This window comes from Streptomyces sp. P9-2 (genome assembly GCF_051903975.1).
GTDB classification, from domain to species: domain Bacteria; phylum Actinomycetota; class Actinomycetes; order Streptomycetales; family Streptomycetaceae; genus Streptomyces; species Streptomyces cellulosae.
In genome coordinates this window covers 639208-655190 of record NZ_CP192633.1, presented here as the reverse complement: position 1 = coordinate 655190, position 15983 = coordinate 639208, and the positions used below count along the sequence as shown (strand labels likewise).

At 73.5% G+C, this 15983-nt stretch carries 12 protein-coding genes, 1 pseudogene and 1 riboswitch; of the genes and pseudogenes, 9 read left to right on the top strand and 4 right to left on the bottom strand.

The annotated features are described in order from the left end of the window. The first annotated feature begins 200 nt into the window (after window positions 1–200). From ACQY0Z_RS03010 to ACQY0Z_RS02990, 5 genes and pseudogenes are all read left to right on the top strand, one after another. The gene (locus ACQY0Z_RS03010) at window positions 201–1721 is read left to right on the top strand and encodes an aldehyde dehydrogenase family protein (RefSeq protein ID WP_347224772.1); all 1521 of its coding nucleotides are present in this window, start codon (window positions 201–203) and stop codon (window positions 1719–1721) included. 111 nt (window positions 1722–1832) lie between these two features. Beyond that, window positions 1833–3365: a GMC family oxidoreductase gene (locus ACQY0Z_RS03005; protein ID WP_439813342.1), complete on the top strand. Its 1533-nt coding sequence runs from the start codon at window positions 1833–1835 to the stop codon at window positions 3363–3365. Next, window positions 3362–4463: pseudogene (locus ACQY0Z_RS03000) on the top strand (quaternary amine ABC transporter ATP-binding protein); the annotation flags it as partial. The gene ACQY0Z_RS03005 and the pseudogene ACQY0Z_RS03000, both read left to right, overlap by 4 nt. A gap of 712 nt (window positions 4464–5175) precedes the next feature. Further along, complete coding sequence (locus tag ACQY0Z_RS02995) at window positions 5176–7125, top strand: ABC transporter permease (protein ID WP_189898728.1); 1950 nt, start codon at window positions 5176–5178, stop codon at window positions 7123–7125. 1 nt (window position 7126) lies between these two features. After that, a complete protein-coding gene (locus ACQY0Z_RS02990; RefSeq protein WP_189898726.1) occupies window positions 7127–8083 on the top strand; it encodes an ABC transporter substrate-binding protein in 957 nt (318 codons plus the stop codon). 90 nt (window positions 8084–8173) lie between these two features. Here ACQY0Z_RS02990 and ACQY0Z_RS02985 read toward each other — a convergent pair whose 3' ends face one another. Further along, window positions 8174–8680 carry a carboxymuconolactone decarboxylase family protein gene (locus tag ACQY0Z_RS02985; protein WP_347224771.1) on the bottom strand — a complete coding sequence of 169 codons (507 nt, stop codon included), beginning with the start codon at window positions 8678–8680 and terminating at the stop codon, window positions 8174–8176. A 47-nt stretch (window positions 8681–8727) separates the two neighbouring features. On the opposite strand from ACQY0Z_RS02985, the gene ACQY0Z_RS02980 reads away from it, so the two are divergent. The 4 genes from ACQY0Z_RS02980 to ACQY0Z_RS02965 all read left to right on the top strand — a co-directional run bounded on the left by ACQY0Z_RS02980 (window position 8728) and on the right by ACQY0Z_RS02965 (window position 13633). Next, window positions 8728–10110 carry a PLP-dependent aminotransferase family protein gene (locus tag ACQY0Z_RS02980; protein ID WP_381730338.1) on the top strand — a complete coding sequence of 461 codons (1383 nt, stop codon included), beginning with the start codon at window positions 8728–8730 and terminating at the stop codon, window positions 10108–10110. A 325-nt stretch (window positions 10111–10435) separates the two neighbouring features. After that, window positions 10436–10771, top strand: coding sequence for a hypothetical protein (locus tag ACQY0Z_RS02975; protein WP_189898720.1), 336 nt, complete (start codon window positions 10436–10438; stop codon window positions 10769–10771). A 6-nt stretch (window positions 10772–10777) separates the two neighbouring features. Next, window positions 10778–11962 (top strand): glutathionylspermidine synthase family protein, encoded by a 1185-nt coding sequence (locus tag ACQY0Z_RS02970; protein WP_347224769.1) that lies wholly within the window; start codon window positions 10778–10780, stop codon window positions 11960–11962. Between the two features lie 97 nt (window positions 11963–12059). Next, window positions 12060–12146, top strand: a riboswitch (ZMP/ZTP riboswitch). A 35-nt stretch (window positions 12147–12181) separates the two neighbouring features. Continuing rightward, the gene (locus tag ACQY0Z_RS02965) at window positions 12182–13633 is read left to right on the top strand and encodes a glycine hydroxymethyltransferase (RefSeq protein ID WP_439811798.1); all 1452 of its coding nucleotides are present in this window, start codon (window positions 12182–12184) and stop codon (window positions 13631–13633) included. 18 nt (window positions 13634–13651) lie between these two features. On the opposite strand, the gene ACQY0Z_RS02960 is transcribed toward ACQY0Z_RS02965, so the two are convergent. From ACQY0Z_RS02960 to ACQY0Z_RS02950, 3 genes are all read right to left on the bottom strand, one after another. Then, window positions 13652–14350 carry a hypothetical protein gene (locus ACQY0Z_RS02960; RefSeq protein ID WP_189898715.1) on the bottom strand — a complete coding sequence of 233 codons (699 nt, stop codon included), beginning with the start codon at window positions 14348–14350 and terminating at the stop codon, window positions 13652–13654. Between the two features lie 248 nt (window positions 14351–14598). Beyond that, complete coding sequence (locus ACQY0Z_RS02955) at window positions 14599–15405, bottom strand: hypothetical protein (protein WP_189898713.1); 807 nt, start codon at window positions 15403–15405, stop codon at window positions 14599–14601. Next, window positions 15402–15944: an RNA polymerase sigma factor gene (locus ACQY0Z_RS02950; RefSeq protein WP_254587011.1), complete on the bottom strand. Its 543-nt coding sequence runs from the start codon at window positions 15942–15944 to the stop codon at window positions 15402–15404. The genes ACQY0Z_RS02955 and ACQY0Z_RS02950 overlap by 4 nt, the downstream gene beginning before the upstream one ends. Between the last annotated feature and the right edge of the window lie 39 nt (window positions 15945–15983).

The window sequence follows — 15983 nt, the reverse complement described above, 5'->3', positions numbered from 1 at the left end:
AGAGGCGCGGGGAACTGCGCGACCAGCCATGGACGCCCCGCACCCGGCGTCGAGAGGCTCCGCAGGCCCCTGCGTGACGAAGCGCACTCCGTGCAGAGATTCCGCATGACTTCCGCCCGGCAGGGCAGGCGCACCCGGTCTCGGGGGTAGCAGGCATGTGACCCACGGGCGCGGAGAAGAACGGAAGGCAGTAACCGATCATGGCGGACAGCACAGTTTTGCGGGCGCGCGACACCATTTACGCGGGAGGCGAGTGGCGGGCCGCCGTCTCCGGGGCCACCCGGGAGATCCTCGACCCGGCGGACGCCCGGCCGTTCGCCCTGGTCGCGGAGGGCGACGAGAAGGACACCGACCTCGCGGTGGCGGCGGCGCGCCAGGCCTTCGACGAGGGGCCCTGGCCGCACACCCCCGTCGCCGAGCGGGCCGCGCTGCTGCGCCGCGTCGCCGACCTCCTGGTCCGGGACCGCGAGGAACTGGGCCTCCTGGAGGCCAGGGACGCCGGCAAGACCGTCGAGGAGGGCCGCGTCGACATCGACTGCGTGGCCGACGCCTTCCGTTACTTCGCCGACCTGGTCGCCGCCGAGGCGCCCGGCCGGGTCGTGGACGCGGGCTCGCCCGACGTCCACAGCGTCGTCGTGCACGAGCCGGTCGGCGTCTGCGCCCTGATCACCCCCTGGAACTACCCCCTGCTGCAGGCAAGTTGGAAGATCGCCCCCGCGCTCGCCGCGGGCAACACCTTCGTGGTCAAGCCCAGCGAGATCACCCCGCTGACCACCGTCGCCCTGATCGGCCTCCTCACCGAGGCGGGACTGCCCGCCGGCGTCGCCAACATCGTCACCGGCCCCGGTCGCACCGTCGGCGCGCGGATGGCCGAGCACCCCGACGTCGACCTGGTCTCCTTCACCGGCGGGCTGGTCAGCGGCACCAAGGTCGCCCAGGCCGCCGCGCCGACCGTGAAGAAGGTCGCCCTCGAACTCGGCGGCAAGAACCCCAACGTGGTCTTCGCCGACGCCTGCGCCACCGAGGAGGGCTTCGACACCGCCGTCGACCAGGCCCTCAACGCGGCCTTCATCCACAGCGGCCAGGTCTGCTCCGCCGGCGCGCGCCTCATCGTCGAGGAGTCCGTACGGGACCGCTTCGTCGCCGAACTCGCCCGCCGCGCCGAGAAGATCCGGCTCGGCCGGGGCACCGAGGACGGCGTGGAGTGCGGCCCGCTCGTCTCCGCGCAGCAGCGCGAGAAGGTCGAGGCGTTCGTCGAGTCCGCGCTCAAGGAGGGCGCGGTGCTGAGGTGCGGCGGCAAGCGGCCGGAGCCGGCTCCCGAGCGCCCCGCGTCCGGCTACTTCTACGAGCCGACCGTCCTCGACCGCTGCCACCGCGAGATGCGCGTCGTACGCGAGGAGGTCTTCGGACCGGTCCTCACCGTCGAGACGTTCCGCACCGAGGACGAGGCCGTCGCCCTCGCCAACGACACCGAGTACGGCCTGGCCGGCGGCGTGTGGACGTCCGACCCGGGCCGCGCCCGCCGCGTGGCCGGACGGCTCCGCCACGGCACCGTGTGGATCAACGACTTCCACCCCTACCTCCCGCAGGCCGAGTGGGGCGGCTTCGGCAAGAGCGGGACGGGGCGCGAGCTGGGCCCGGCCGGACTCGCGGAGTACCGGGAGACCAAGCACGTGTATCAGAACCTGGCGCCGGCGCCGGTTCGGTGGTTCCGCGGCTGACAGCTTGCACCGCCGGTGTCGTGCACGCCGTGGGGCGTGGGCGGCGCCGGCGTGGCTGGTCGCGCAGTTTCCCGCGCCCCTTCGGGGCGCTTCAGCCATTGGAGTATCTCCATGACCCAGGACACACCTGTCTACGACTACGTCGTCATAGGCGGCGGGACCGCAGGTTCCGTCATCGCCTCCCGACTCACCGAGAACCCCGACGTCACCGTCGCCGTCATCGAGGGCGGTCCCAGCGACGTCGGACGGGACGACGTGCTGACGCTGCGCCGCTGGATGGGCCTGCTCGGCGGTGAGCTCGACTACGACTACCCCACCACCGAGCAGCCACGCGGCAACTCGCACATCCGGCACAGCCGCGCCCGCGTCCTCGGCGGCTGTTCCTCGCACAACACGCTCATCGCGTTCAAGCCGCTGCCGTCCGACTGGGACGAGTGGGAGCAGGCGGGAGCCAAGGGCTGGGGCGCCGTGCAGATGGAGGCGTACTACGCCCGGCTGAAGAACAACATCGTCCCGGTCGACGAGAAGGACCGGAACGCCATCGCCCGCGACTTCGTCGACGCCGCCCGGAACGCGCTCGAGGTGCCCCGCGTCGAGGGCTTCAACAAGAAGCCGTTCAACGACGGCGTCGGCTTCTTCGACCTGGCGTACCACCCGGAGAACAACAAGCGGTCGTCCGCGTCCGTGGCGTATCTGCACCCGGTGATGGACGAGCGGTCCAACCTGACGCTGTGGCTGGAGACCTGGGCGTACAAGCTGGAGCTGAACGGCACCCGCGCCGAGGGCGTCCATGTGCGGACCAAGGACGGCGAGGAGGTGCTGATCCGCGCCCGCAACGAGGTGGTGCTGTGCGCCGGGGCCGTCGACTCGCCGCGGCTGCTGCTGCACTCCGGCATCGGGCCGCGTGAGGACCTGGAGGCGCTCGGCATCCCCGTGGTCCACCATCTGCCGGGCGTCGGCGAGAACCTGCTCGACCACCCCGAGTCGGTGATCGTGTGGGAGACGAACGGGCCCATCCCGGAGAACTCGGCGATGGACTCCGACGCCGGTCTGTTCGTGCGCCGCGACCCCGAACACGCGGGCCCCGACCTGATGTTCCACTTCTACCAGATCCCGTTCACGGACAATCCGGAGCGACTGGGCTACCAGCGGCCGGAGTTCGGGGTCTCCATGACGCCGAACATCCCCAAGCCGAAGAGCCGCGGCCGGCTGTACCTGACCAGCGCCGACCCCGAGGTCAAGCCGGCGCTGGACTTCCGGTACTTCACCGACGAGGACGACTACGACGGCCGCACCCTCGTCGACGGCATCCGCATCGCCCGCGAGATCGCCAGGACCGAGCCGCTCGCGCACTGGCTCAAGCGGGAGGTGGCGCCCGGTCCGCACGTCACCGGTGACGAGGAGCTGAGCGAGTACGCCCGTAAGGTCGCGCACACCGTCTACCACCCGGCCGGCACCTGCAAGATGGGCGCCGCCGACGACGAGACCGCGGTCGTCGACCCCGAGCTGCGCATCCGGGGGCTGCAGGGCATCCGTATCGCCGACGCCTCCGTGTTCCCGACCATGACCGCCGTGAACCCGATGATCGGCGTGCTGATGGTCGGCGAGCGTGCCGTCGATCTGCTCGGCGGTGATGCCCGATGAGCGCGGCGACCGCGGCCGTTCCCGCCGCCGAATCCGCCCCCGCGTCCGATGCGGGGGCCCCGCCCGTCTTCTCCGTCGAGGGACTGTGGAAGGTCTTCGGGCCCCGCGCCGACAGGGTGCCCGCCGACCCCGGGCTCGCCTCCCTCGACGCGGCCGAGCTGCGCGCGCGGACCGGCTGCACGGCCGCCGTGCGGGACGTCTCCTTCGACGTCCGCAAGGGCGAGGTCTTCGTCGTCATGGGCCTGTCCGGCTCAGGCAAGTCCACGCTGGTGCGCTGTCTGACCCGGCTGATCGAGCCGACCGCGGGCCGGATCGGCATCGACGGCGAGGACGTCCGCGCGATGGACCGGACGCGGCTGCGGGAACTGCGGCGCCATCGCGCCGCCATGGTCTTCCAGCACTTCGGCCTGCTGCCGCACCGCACCGTCCTCGACAACGTCGCCTACGGCCTGGAGATCCAGGGCATGGGCCGCGCCGCGCGACGCGAGAAGGCCGCCGAGGTCGTCGCGAAGGTGGGCCTCGCCGGCATGGAGCAGCGGCGGCCGGCTCAGCTCTCCGGTGGTCAGCGGCAGCGGGTCGGGCTGGCCCGCGCGCTCGCCGTCGACCCCGAAGTGCTGCTGTTCGACGAGCCGTTCAGCGCGCTCGACCCGCTGATCCGGCGGGACATGCAGGACGAGGTGGTGCGACTGCACCGTGAGGAGGGCCGCACGATGGTCTTCATCACGCACGACCTCCAGGAGGCGCTGAAGCTGGGTGACCGCATCGCGCTGATGCGCGACGGCCGCGTGGTGCAGTTGGGCACGCCCGAGGAGATCGTGGGCGCGCCGGCCGACGACTACGTGCGGGCGTTCGTCCAGGACGTGCCGCGTGAACAGGTCCTGACCGTCCGCACGGCCATGCGTCCCGCCTCGCCGGCGGAGCAGTCGGCCACGGGCCCGGTGGTCGCCCCCGGCACGACGGTATCGGAGGCCATAGAAACGGTCGCCACGGCCGGCGCGCCTGTCCGCGTCGTGGACGCGGGCGCGTGCGTGGGCGTGGTGGACGCGGAGTCCCTCCTCAACGTGGTGGCAGGCCACCCGGCCCCTGCGACACCCGGCGCGGCCGCGGACACGCGTGCGGACACACCCGCCGCTGCGGACCCCGTCGCCGCCTCGCCGGTGGCGGACGCCCCCGCCGAGGCCGCGGACCGCACCGCCGCCGACCCGGACACGGACCGTCCGGCCGACGGGGCGACGGGAAGCCCGGCCGCCTCCGGAGACGGCGCGACCGCCTCCGCTGCCTCGGGCGCTTCAGCGGCAGCCCCTGGCGCCTCGTCGCCGGAGGCGGACGGCCGCGCCGCCGGAGGGACCGGTCGGCCGGCCGCTCCCGGCACGGACGCTGCCGCCGGTGGCGCGACCGTGTCCGCCGCCCCGGACGGTTCGGCCGCGGACTCCGGCGCCTCCTCGCCGAAGGCGGACGCCCCCGCCGACGCGGCGACCGGCCGGCCGGCCGGTCCCGGCGCAGGCGCGGACACTCCCGCCGACGCCGCGACCGCCTCCACCACCCCGGACGCTCCGGCCGTCGCCGGAGGCGAGAAGGCATCCGCCGGCCGAGGCGCGGCCCCGTCCGCCTCCGCTGTCGGCGAGGCACCCGCCCCCGCCGACGGTGCGACCACCTCCGCCACATCGGGCAGTTCAGCCGTCGCCGGAGGCGAGAAGGCATCCGCCGGCCGAGGCGCGGCCCCGTCCGCCTCCGCTGTCGGCGAGGCACCCGCCCCCGCCGCCGACAAGGCCCCGGCCCCCGCCGCCGGTGCCGGTGAGGAGTCCGTCTGATGGCGGCTCTCACCGCTGCCGTGGGTGACACCCCGGCGCCCGGCGTGTTCCGGAAGCCCGCCGTGCGGAAGCTCGGCGTGTTGCTGCTGATCGCCGCCGTTCTCGTGCCGTTGGCGGCAGGGCGGTGGGGGAGCGGGGCGTGGCCCGGGGCGTTGACCGTCGATCTGTCCGGGCCGCTCGGGACCGCCAGTGACTGGATCGTCGACAACCGCGACTCCCACCCCCTGTTCCTCCACTTCCTCGGCCACGTCAGCAACGTCGTCGTCATCGCCGTACGCGCCGTCTATCTCGCCCTCCTCGCCGTCGGCTGGGCGGGAGTGACGGCCGTGGCCGCGCTGACCGCCTGGCGGGTCGCGGGGATCCGGCTCGCGTTCGGGACCGCCGCCGCGTTCCTCGCCTGCGGGCTGCTGGGCATGTGGGTGCCCACCATGCAGACGCTCGCGCTCATGGTGGTCGCGGTCGCCGCGTCCGTCGTGGTCGGCGCGCTGCTCGGGCTCGCGGCCGGGCTGTCCGACCGTATGCACCGGGCCCTGCGCCCGGTCCTCGACACCATGCAGGTCCTGCCCGCCTTCGCCTACCTCCTGCCGGTCGTGCTGGTCTTCGGCATCGGCGTCCCCGCGGCCGTGCTCGCCACCGTCGTCTACGCCGCCCCGCCGATGGCCCGGCTCACCGCGCTGGGGCTGCGCGGCGCGGACAAGGAGGTGCTGGAGGCCGTCGAGTCGCTCGGGACGACCGCGCGCCAGCGCCTGCTGACCGCCCGTATCCCGCTGGCCCGTAAGGAACTCCTGCTCGGCCTCAACCAGACGATCATGATGGCCCTCTCCATGGCCGTCATCGCGTCCGTGATCGGAGCGGGCGGCCTCGGCGACCGCGTCTACCAGGCGCTCGCCTCGGTCGACGTGGGCGCCGCGCTCGCCGCGGGCATCCCGATCGTGCTGCTGGCGGTCGTCCTCGACCGGGTGACCGGCGCGGCCGGCGCCCGCCTCGGCGACGCGCCCGCCCCGCACGCCCGCCTGCTCGGCGTGTGCGCCCTGGCCGCCGCGGTCGTCGTCGCGGCCGCCGGACGGTTCGCGGGCCGGCTGGAGTGGCCGGAGAGCTGGGTCGTCGGCATCGCGGAGCCCGTCAACCGGGCCGTCGACTGGATGACCGCGCACCTGTACTCGGGCGTGCCCGTGGTCGGCGGCACCGCCGACTGGGCGGGCCGTTTCACCACCTGGGTGCTCGACCCGCTCCGCGACGGACTCCAGTGGCTGCCCTGGTGGAGCGTGCTGCTGATCGTCGCCGCGCTGGCGTGGCTGATCGGCACCTGGCGCACCGCGCTCACCGCCGTGCTAGCGATGGCCGCCATCGGGGTGCTCGGCGTGTGGGGGCCGTCGCTGGACACTCTGTCGCAGGTCCTCGCCGCCGTCGCCGTGACCCTCGTCATCGGCTTCGCCCTGGGCATCGCCGCCGCGCGCAGCGACCGCGTGGAGCGGATGCTGCGCCCGGTCCTGGACGTGTTCCAGACGATGCCGCAGTTCGTGTACCTGATCCCGGTGGTCGCCCTGTTCGGCGTGGGCCGCGCCCCCGCGGTCGCCGCCGCGGTCGTCTACGCGCTGCCCGCCGTCGTCCGCATCACCGCGCAGGGCCTGCGCCAGGTCGACCCGGCCGCCCTGGAGTCGGCGCGCTCGCTCGGCGCGACCGGCGCCCAGCAGCTGCGGCAGGTGCAGCTCCCGCTGGCCCGCCCGGCGCTGCTGCTCGCCGTCAACCAGGGCGTCGTCCTGGTCCTGGCCGTGGTCATCATCGGCGGCCTGGTCGGCGGCGGCGCCCTCGGCTACGACGTCGTCTTCGGTCTCGCGCAGGGCGACCTGGCGACCGGTCTGGTGGCCGGCGCCGCGATCGTCTGCCTGGGCCTGATGCTCGACCGGGTCACCCAGCCCACCGGACGCCGTACGACGAAGGGAGCGTGACATGCGGATCCGTACGACGCCCGCCGTGGCGGCGGGCTGCGCGCTCCTGCTGCTGACCGGCTGCGGGGCCGCCGACATGACCAAGCAGTCCTCGCCGTTCGCCAACGCGCGCGGGGCGAGGACGGTCACCCTGTCGGTGCAGTCCTGGGTCGGCGCCCAGGCCAACGTGGCCGTCGCCCAGTACCTGCTGGAACACGAGCTGGGCTACCGCGTCGACACCGTGCAGGTCGACGAGGTGCCCGCCTGGGACGCCCTCAGCCAGGGCCGTGTGGACGCGATCCTGGAGGACTGGGGCCACCCCGAGCAGGAACAGCGGTACGTCGAGGACAAGAAGACCATCGTGGGCGGCGGCGACCTGGGCGTCACCGGGCACATCGGCTGGTTCGTGCCGACGTACTTCGCGAAGCAGCACCCGGACGTCACCGACTGGAAGAACCTCGACAAGTACGCGGATCAGTTCCGCACCGCGGAGAGCGGCGGCAAGGGCCAGCTCCTCGACGGCTCCCCCTCCTACGTCACCAACGACAAGGCGCTGGTGAAGAACCTGAAGCTGGACTACTCGGTGGTGTTCGCCGGCTCCGAGGCCGCGCAGATCACCCAGATCCAGCAGTTCGCCAAGGAGAAGAAGCCGTTCCTCACCTACTGGTACACGCCCCAGTGGCTGTCCGAGCAGGTGCCGATGACGGAGGTGAAGCTGCCCCCGTACAAGGAGGGCTGTGACGCGGACCCGGAGAAGGTCGCCTGCGCCTACCCGCACACCCCGCTGCAGAAGTACCTCAACGCGGACTTCGCGCGCGACGGCGGCAAGGCGGCGGAGCTGCTGCGGAACTTCCGGTGGACGACCGAGGACCAGAACGAGGTCTCCCTGCTGATCGCCGAGGAGAAGCTGTCGCCGCGCGAGGCGGCCGAGAAATGGGTGGACAGCCACCGTTCCGTCTGGGAGAAGTGGCTGCCCTGAGACGCGGCTGGGGCCCGTCCGGCGGATCAAGTCGGGGGAAAGGCGCGGCGCCTTGCAACCCCGCGTCCCCGGCGAGATCCGCCGGACAGGCTAGTGGTGCTGTCCCGGCTGGTAGTGGCCGGGCGTCATCCGGCAGGTCACGCCGAACCGGTTCCAGGCGTTGATCACCGCGATGGCGGCGATCAGCTGGGACAGCTCCGCCTCGTCGAAGTGGTTCGCGGCCCGCTCGTACACCTCGTCCGGCACGAAGCCGTCCGTGAGCACGGTGACCGCGTCGGTCAGCTCGATCGCGGCGATCTCCTTCTCCGTGTAGAAGTGCCGGGACTCCTGCCACGCGGAGAGCTGGATGATCCGCTCGACGCTCTCGCCCGCCGCGAGGGCGTCCTTGGAGTGCATGTCCAGGCAGAACGCGCAGTGGTTGAGCTGCGAGGCGCGGATCTTGACCAGCTCGGCCAGCTTCGGGTCAAGACCCTTCCGGGCCGCGACGTCCAGCCGGACCATCGCCTTGTAGACCTCGGGGGCGTGCTTCGCCCACTCCATGCGGGCGGGCTCCTCCGCCGCGTAGGGGACCGTCCCGGCCGTGTCGGTGTTCGTCATGCCGTCGACCCTAGGAGCCGGGCAGCCCAGGAGTATGGTCCAGTTCCATGGCGGAACGCTGGGCCACTTTCGGCATCGACCTCCATCTGGACCCGAGCGGGCCCGGGCTGCGGCGGGGACTCACCGACGCCCTGCGCGAGGCCGTCCGCGGCGGCCGGCTCACCCCCGGCACCCGGCTGCCCTCGTCCCGCGCCCTCGCCGCCGACCTGGGCATCGCCCGCAACACCGTCGCCGACGCCTACGCCGACCTGATCGCCGAGGGCTGGCTCACCGCCCGCCAGGGCTCCGGCACCCGCGTCGCCCCGCGCGCCGTCCCCGAACGCCCGGCCGCCCCCGCCCCGCCCCGCACCCCCGGCAGGCTCGCGTACAGCCTGATGCCCGGCACCCCCGACCTCGCCTCCTTCCCCCGCGCCGCATGGCTCAAGGCGACCCGCCGCGCCCTCGCCGCCGCACCCCACGACGCCTTCGGCTACGGCGACCCGCGCGGACGCCCGGAACTCCGCGACGCCCTCGCCGGCTACCTCTCCCGGGTGCGGGGGGTACGCGCCGACCCCGGGCACGTCGTCGTCTGCTCCGGCTTCGCCCACGGCCTCCAGTTGCTGTCCCGGGTGCTGCGCGCCCGCGGCGCCCGCACCCTCGCCGTCGAGCCGTACGGCCTCGACGCCCACTGGGACCTCGTCCACCGCGCCGGCCTGGAGACCGCGCCGCTCGGCCGGGACGCCCTCGGCACCCGCGCCCAGGACCCCGGCGACGCCGACGCGGTGCTGCTCAACCCGGCCCACCAGTTCCCGCTCGGCGGGGCGCTCCTCCCGGAGCGCCGGGCCGCCGTGGTCGAGTGGGCGCGCCGCACCGGCGGCCTGATCCTGGAGGACGACTACGACGGTGAGTTCCGCTACGACCGCCAGCCCGTCGGCGCCCTCCAGGACCTCGATCCCGGCCGGGTCGTCCACCTCGGCACCGTCAGCAAGTCCCTCGCCCCCGGACTGCGGCTGGGCTGGATGGTGGTGCCGCCCTGGCTGCTGCCGGACGTCGTCGACCACGGCGGCGGCATGACGGTGAGCGTGGTGGAACAGCTCGCCCTCGCCGAGTTCCTCACCTCCGGCGCCTACGACCGCCAGGTCCGCGCAGCCCGCCTGCGCTACCGGCGCCGCCGCGACGCCCTCGTGAAGGCCCTCGCCGCCGGGGCGCCCCACGTCCGCGTCACCGGCATCGCGGCCGGACTGCACGCCGTGCTCGAACTGCCGCCCGGGACCGAGGAGTCGGTCCGGCGGTCGGCCACCTGGCAGGGCCTCGCCGTGAAGGGCCTGGCCTCCTTCCGCCACCCCGACGTCACCGACCCCGCCGGCGACGCCCTCGTCGTCGGCTACGCCACCCCACCGGACCACGCCTGGACCGGCACGTTGGACGCGCTGCTGCGCTCCCTGCCGTGAGGGCGGCCCCGCGGCCTCTCGCGACCGGGGCCCGCGGCCTCTCGCGACCAGGGCCCGCGCCCTCTCGCGAACGGGTCCCGCGCCCTCTCGCGAACGGGTCCCGCGCCCTCTCGCGAACGGGTCCCGCGGCCTCCCGCGACCCGTACCTGTGGATCTTCCGTGAGCACCGACCGGGCATACCACACCGCACGGTGACAAACCGTCAGCGGGACAGCGGGCCGGGCCGGGGGCTCCCGTGCGGCCCGGGTGAACGGTCTCTAGGCTGTCCGCCGCGAGCCGGGCGGCACGGGAACGGTCCGGCGCGACACGAGGGGGAGCGAAAGGCATGGCGCAGACACGGCGACGGCTGCGGTCCAGCACGGTGGTGCTGGGCGGCATGGGTGTGCTCGCGGCGGCACTGTCGGCCTGCGGGTCCGATCCGGACCGGCGGTGCGTGGACCGCGACAGCTACACCATCGACGACGGGTACAAGGTCGTCTCCGACAAGCACTGCTCCGGCGGCTCCTCCGGCTCCCTCGGCAAGAGCAGGTCCCGCACCGCCGACGCCGACTGGTACTACGACGCCGACGTCAGCAACGGCTACGCCGACTACGGCACCTTCAGCCGCAGCGAGGCCGTCGACCGGGGCGGCTTCGGCTGCTCCGGCAGCGGCGGGGGCTGAGCCGCCGTGGAGCGGCGCACCATCGAGCCCCGCCCCGGCTGGCAGCAGACCGTCGAGGAGCAGGGGCTCATCTACCCGCTGACCCGCTACCCCGACGACACCCTGCGCCCCTACTGGGACGAGAGCGCCTACTACGTCTTCGAACTGGACGAGGTCGAGGCGCTCGAGGAGACCGTCGAGGAACTGCACGCGATGAGCCTGGCCGCGGCCGAGTTCATCGTCGCCGAGGACCGCTTCGCCGACCTCGGCATCACCGACCCGCGGGTCGTCGACGCCGTCACCGAGTCCTGGCGCCGCAGGGACGAACTGCCGTCCCTGTACGGCCGCTTCGACCTCCGCTACGACGGCACCGGCCCGGCGAAGCTCCTCGAGTACAACGCGGACACCCCCACCTCCCTGGTGGAGGCGGCCTCCCCGCAGTGGTTCTGGATGGAGGAGCGCTTCCCCGGCGCCGACCAGTGGAACTCCCTGCACGAACGGCTCGTCGACGCCTGGAAGAAGCAGTCCGCGCTGCTCCCGCCCGGCAGCCCGCTGTACTTCGCCCACACCGCGGGCGACGAGTGCGGCGAGGACCTGATGACCGTCGCCTACCTCAAGGAGACCGCCGAACAGGCGGGCCTGGAGACCGACTGGCTGTCCATGGAGGAGATCGGCTGGGACCGCCTCTCCGGCCGCTTCGTCGACAACCGCCTGCGGTTCATCCGCAGCATCTTCAAGCTGTACCCGTGGGAGTGGCTCACCACCGACCGCTTCGCCGACCACGTGCTCGACACCCTGGACCACGGCGGCGGCACCGGCTCCACCCTGTGGATCGAACCCGCCTGGAAGATGCTCCTCAGCAACAAGGCCCTGCTGGCGATCCTCTGGGAACTCCACCCCGGCCACCCCAACCTCCTCCCCGCCTACGTCGACGGCCCCCGCGAGCTCGCCGGCACCACCGGCTGGGTCGCCAAGCCGCTGCTGGGCCGCGAGGGCGCCGGCGTCACCGTGCACGAGCCCGGTGCCGCGCCGGAACTCCGCGACGAACCCTGCTGCTACCAGCAGCTCGCCCCGCTGCCCGACTTCGACGGCAACCGCGTCGTCCTCGGCACCTGGGTGGTGGAGGGCGAGGCCGCGGGACTCGGCATCCGCGAGTCGTCCGGCCTGGTCACCGACGGGTACGCCCGCTTCCTGCCGCACGTCATCCTCTGACCGGCGGCCCCCCGGCCGGCAGGGCGCCGGCCGGGGCGCCGGTCACTCCCGCATCGCGGACACCCGCCGCGCCGCTCCGGCCCACCCGGTAATCTGGCCCGCGGGCCGTGACTGGCGCGCTGGGATGGGACCAACCATCGGGGAGCGGCCCGCGAGAAACGTGCCGTGCGCCTGGGCCATCCGTACCGTGAACGCTGAACGCTACGTCCGGAGGTCCCCATGTCTGCCGAGCATTCGCTCACCCCCGAGTCCACCGCCTTCCGCTCCGCCCTCGACGTGATCCGCGCCGTCGAGCCGCGCGTCGCCGACGCGATCGGGCAGGAGGTCGCCGACCAGCGCGAGATGCTCAAGCTGATCGCCTCCGAGAACTACGCCTCCCCGGCCACCCTGCTGGCGATGGGCAACTGGTTCAGCGACAAGTACGCCGAGGGCACCGTCGGCCGCCGCTTCTACGCCGGCTGCCGCAACGTGGACACCGTCGAGTCGCTCGCCGCCGAGCACGCCAAGGAGCTCTTCGGCGCCCGTCACGCCTACGTCCAGCCGCACTCCGGCATCGACGCCAACCTGGTCGCCTTCTGGGCCGTCCTGGCCGACCGCGTCGAGGCGCCCTTCCTGGAGAAGACCGGCGTCCGCCAGATCAACGACCTCTCCGACGCCGACTGGGCCGAGCTGCGCCAGGCCTTCGGCAACCAGCGCATGCTCGGCATGTCCCTGGACGCCGGCGGTCACCTCACCCACGGCTTCCGGCCCAACATCTCCGGCAAGATGTTCGACCAGCGCTCCTACGGCACCGACCCGGCCACGGGCCTGATCGACTACGAGGCCCTGCGCGCCACCGCCCGCGAGTTCAAGCCGCTGATCATCGTCGCCGGCTACTCCGCCTACCCCCGTCTCGTGAACTTCCGGATCATGCGCGAGATCGCCGACGAGGTCGGCGCCACGCTCATGGTCGACATGGCGCACTTCGCTGGTCTCGTCGCCGGCAAGGTCCTCACCGGCGACTTCGACCCCGTGCCGTACGCCCAGATCGTCACCACGACCACCCACAAGTCGCTGCGCGGCCCGCGCGGCGGCATGGTGCTGTGCGACGACTCCCTCAAGGACCAGGTCGACCGAGGCTGCCCGATGGTCCTCGGCGGGCCGCTGCCGCACGTCATGGCCGCGAAGGCCGTCGCCCTCGCCGAGGCGCGCCGGCCGTCCTTCCAGGACTACGCCCGGCGGATCGTGGACAACTCCCGCGCTCTCGCCGAGGGCCTGATGCGCCGCGGCGCCACCCTGGTCACCGGCGGCACCGACAACCACCTCAACCTGATCGACGTCGCCACCTCCTACGGCCTCACCGGCCGGCAGGCCGAGGCGGCGCTGCTCGACTCCGGCATCGTCACCAACCGCAACGCCATCCCGGCCGACCCCAACGGCGCCTGGTACACCTCCGGCATCCGCATCGGCACCCCGGCGCTGACCACGCGCGGGCTCGGCACGGCGGAGATGGACGAGGTCGCCGGTCTCATCGACCGCGTCCTCACCACCGCCGAGCCCGGCACCACCAAGTCCGGTGCGCCGTCGAAGGCGTCCCACGTGCTCGACGAGAAGGTCGCCGACGAGATCGCGCGCCGGGCGACCGATCTGGTCGCGGGCTTCCCGCTGTACCCGGAGGTCGACCTCGGCTGAGGTCGCCTGCCGGCTCCGTCACACGTCCAGGAGTTCCTGGCGGGGGCCGTCGCTCCCTCGGTTCCCGCGGTCGCGTACGGCGGCCGCGCCCCGGAGCGCGTACGGGCGCAGTACCAGGGCCAGGACGGCTCCCGTCGCCAGGCCCGGTACCGCCCACCACCAGAGCGCTCCGCCGGTGTCGTCGTCCGTGGCGGAGGCCGCCGCCGGCGTGGGGGCTGTGTGCAGGTCCTCACGCGGGGTCGGCTGCGCCGCGGGCGCGGAGGCGCCGGTGGCCGTCACGCCCAACTGGGCGAGCAGGGCGCGGAGCTTCGCCGGCTGCTTGGCGCGGTGCCAGGCGCCGTCGTTGCCGTCCGTGATGCGGGTGGACGTGTGTATCCAGGCGTCCTGACTGCCGTCGGGGAGGGCGATCTGGTCCACCCGCCACGGGGTCACGTCGTGGACCATCCACGTCACGTTGATGTGCTGGCCGGAGGCCGTGGCGAGGTGGGGCGGCCTGGTGCGGGTGCCCTGGTGCAGGGGGCCGAGCAGGCGCTCGAGTTCTGTGTAGCGCTTGTCGGCGTAGTACAGGCTGGCGGTTTTGCCGGTGGTCGCCGAGACGATGAGGACGCTGGTGGGGCCTCCGGCGGTGGCGGGTGGGGTGGTCCAGGTGAGCAGGGCGAGGGTGGCGATCAGGATCGCCGTCAGGTGCCGTCTGGTGCCGTCCTTCCAGGTGTGCATGGCGGTCCCCCCATAGGGATGTCGAACCTCGTGCGGCTCTTTCCGTGAGCCGCCTGTCACTTTTGATACACCGGTCGGTCCGTCGGGGTTCCCATGGGGTTTCCCGCCCCCGCCGCCCCTTCCCTTCCCGTCCCTGGGGCTGCGCCCCAGGCCCCCTCATCGGCCCTGGCCGGCCTCGTCCTCAAACGCCGGACGGGCTGGAATCGCCGGTCCGGGACGGACCCCCGGGGCGTGGGGGAAGAGGGCGGTCACCTGCCGGACTCGGGGGTGATGGACGTCGCTATCTCTCGCGCCCGCACGCGGGACTCCACCCCCTCCAGGCGGAGGGTGACCCGGCCCGCCGGGCTCCACAGCAACGTCGGCCCCGCCGTCCGTTCCTCCCGCGTGAACCTGCGCCCCGCCCCGTCCACCATCCAGAACGTCAGCACATGCGCCCGTGGGAACCACAACCCCTGGCCCCCCACGTCCAGCCACTCCGGCTGCTCCCGGACCGTCTTCGTGAACGTGAAGTCCAGTCGGCCCGGGAACTGGTCCAGGCGGATCGTCCGGCCGGTGGTGTCCCTCCAGCACAGGCTGATCAAGGTCCGCCCGTGCGGCAGCGCGGCCACCGAGACCGTGTCCGGCGGGCCCAGCGCCTCCGGGACCACGGGCGAGAAGCCCGCCCGCCGGGCCGCCTCCTCCAGCCGTACCGGAGCGGTGCAGTCCGGCACCCGGGCGTCCGGGGACGGGACCGCCGACGGGTCGTGCCGTACCTGGACGCCGTGGAAGCCGAACCAGTCGCTCACCGTCGCCCGCACCGGGGGCGTCAGCACCAGCACCGTCAGCAGACCGCACAGGGCGGCCAGCAGGGAGCGCCAGCGGGTGCGCGACCAGTGGCGGACCGCACGCACGCGGGACCGGGAGGGCGGCTCCGGGACGGGGAGCTGCTCCGCGAGTATCCGGGCGACCACCCGCTCGGCCATCGTCTCCCCGCCGGCCGTCCCGTCCAGCGAGCGGCCGTAGGCCCGCAGCTCCTCGCGCAGGCGCCGCAGCTCCTCCTCCTGCCGTCCGCTCACGCCGGCGCACCCCCTTCCGGGAGCAGCCGCTGGAGCCTGCGCAGGGCGCGGTTCAGCCGGGACTTCACCGTGCCGCGGGGCCAGCCCAGGGCCTCGGCGGTCTCCCGCTCGTCCATCTCCAGCAGATAGCGGTAGGTGACGACCAGCCGGTGCTCCTCGCTCAGCTTCTCCAGGGCGGCCAGCAGGGCCGCGCGGCGCTCGGTCTCCAGCGTGGCGACGGCGGGGTCGGCCGACTCCGGTATCACCGGCTCCGCCCCGACGAGGGCCGCCTCCCGGCCGGCCAGGGTCGTCCTGCGTGCCGCCGCGCGCACTGTGTTCCTCGTCTCATTGGCCACGATGGACAGCAGCCACGGCCGGAAGGCCGCGCCGTCCCGGAACCGCCCCAGCGCGCAGTACGCCTTGACGAAGGCCTGCTGCACCACGTCCTCCGCGTCCGGCCCCGCCCCGAGCGCGGCGGCCGCCCTGAGCGCGATGCCCGTATGGGCGCGCACCAGCTCCGCGTACGCCTCCGGCTGCCCGGCGCGTACGCGTGCGATCACCGCGGCCTCATCGACGATGCGGCCCCCCTCCCGCGTCCT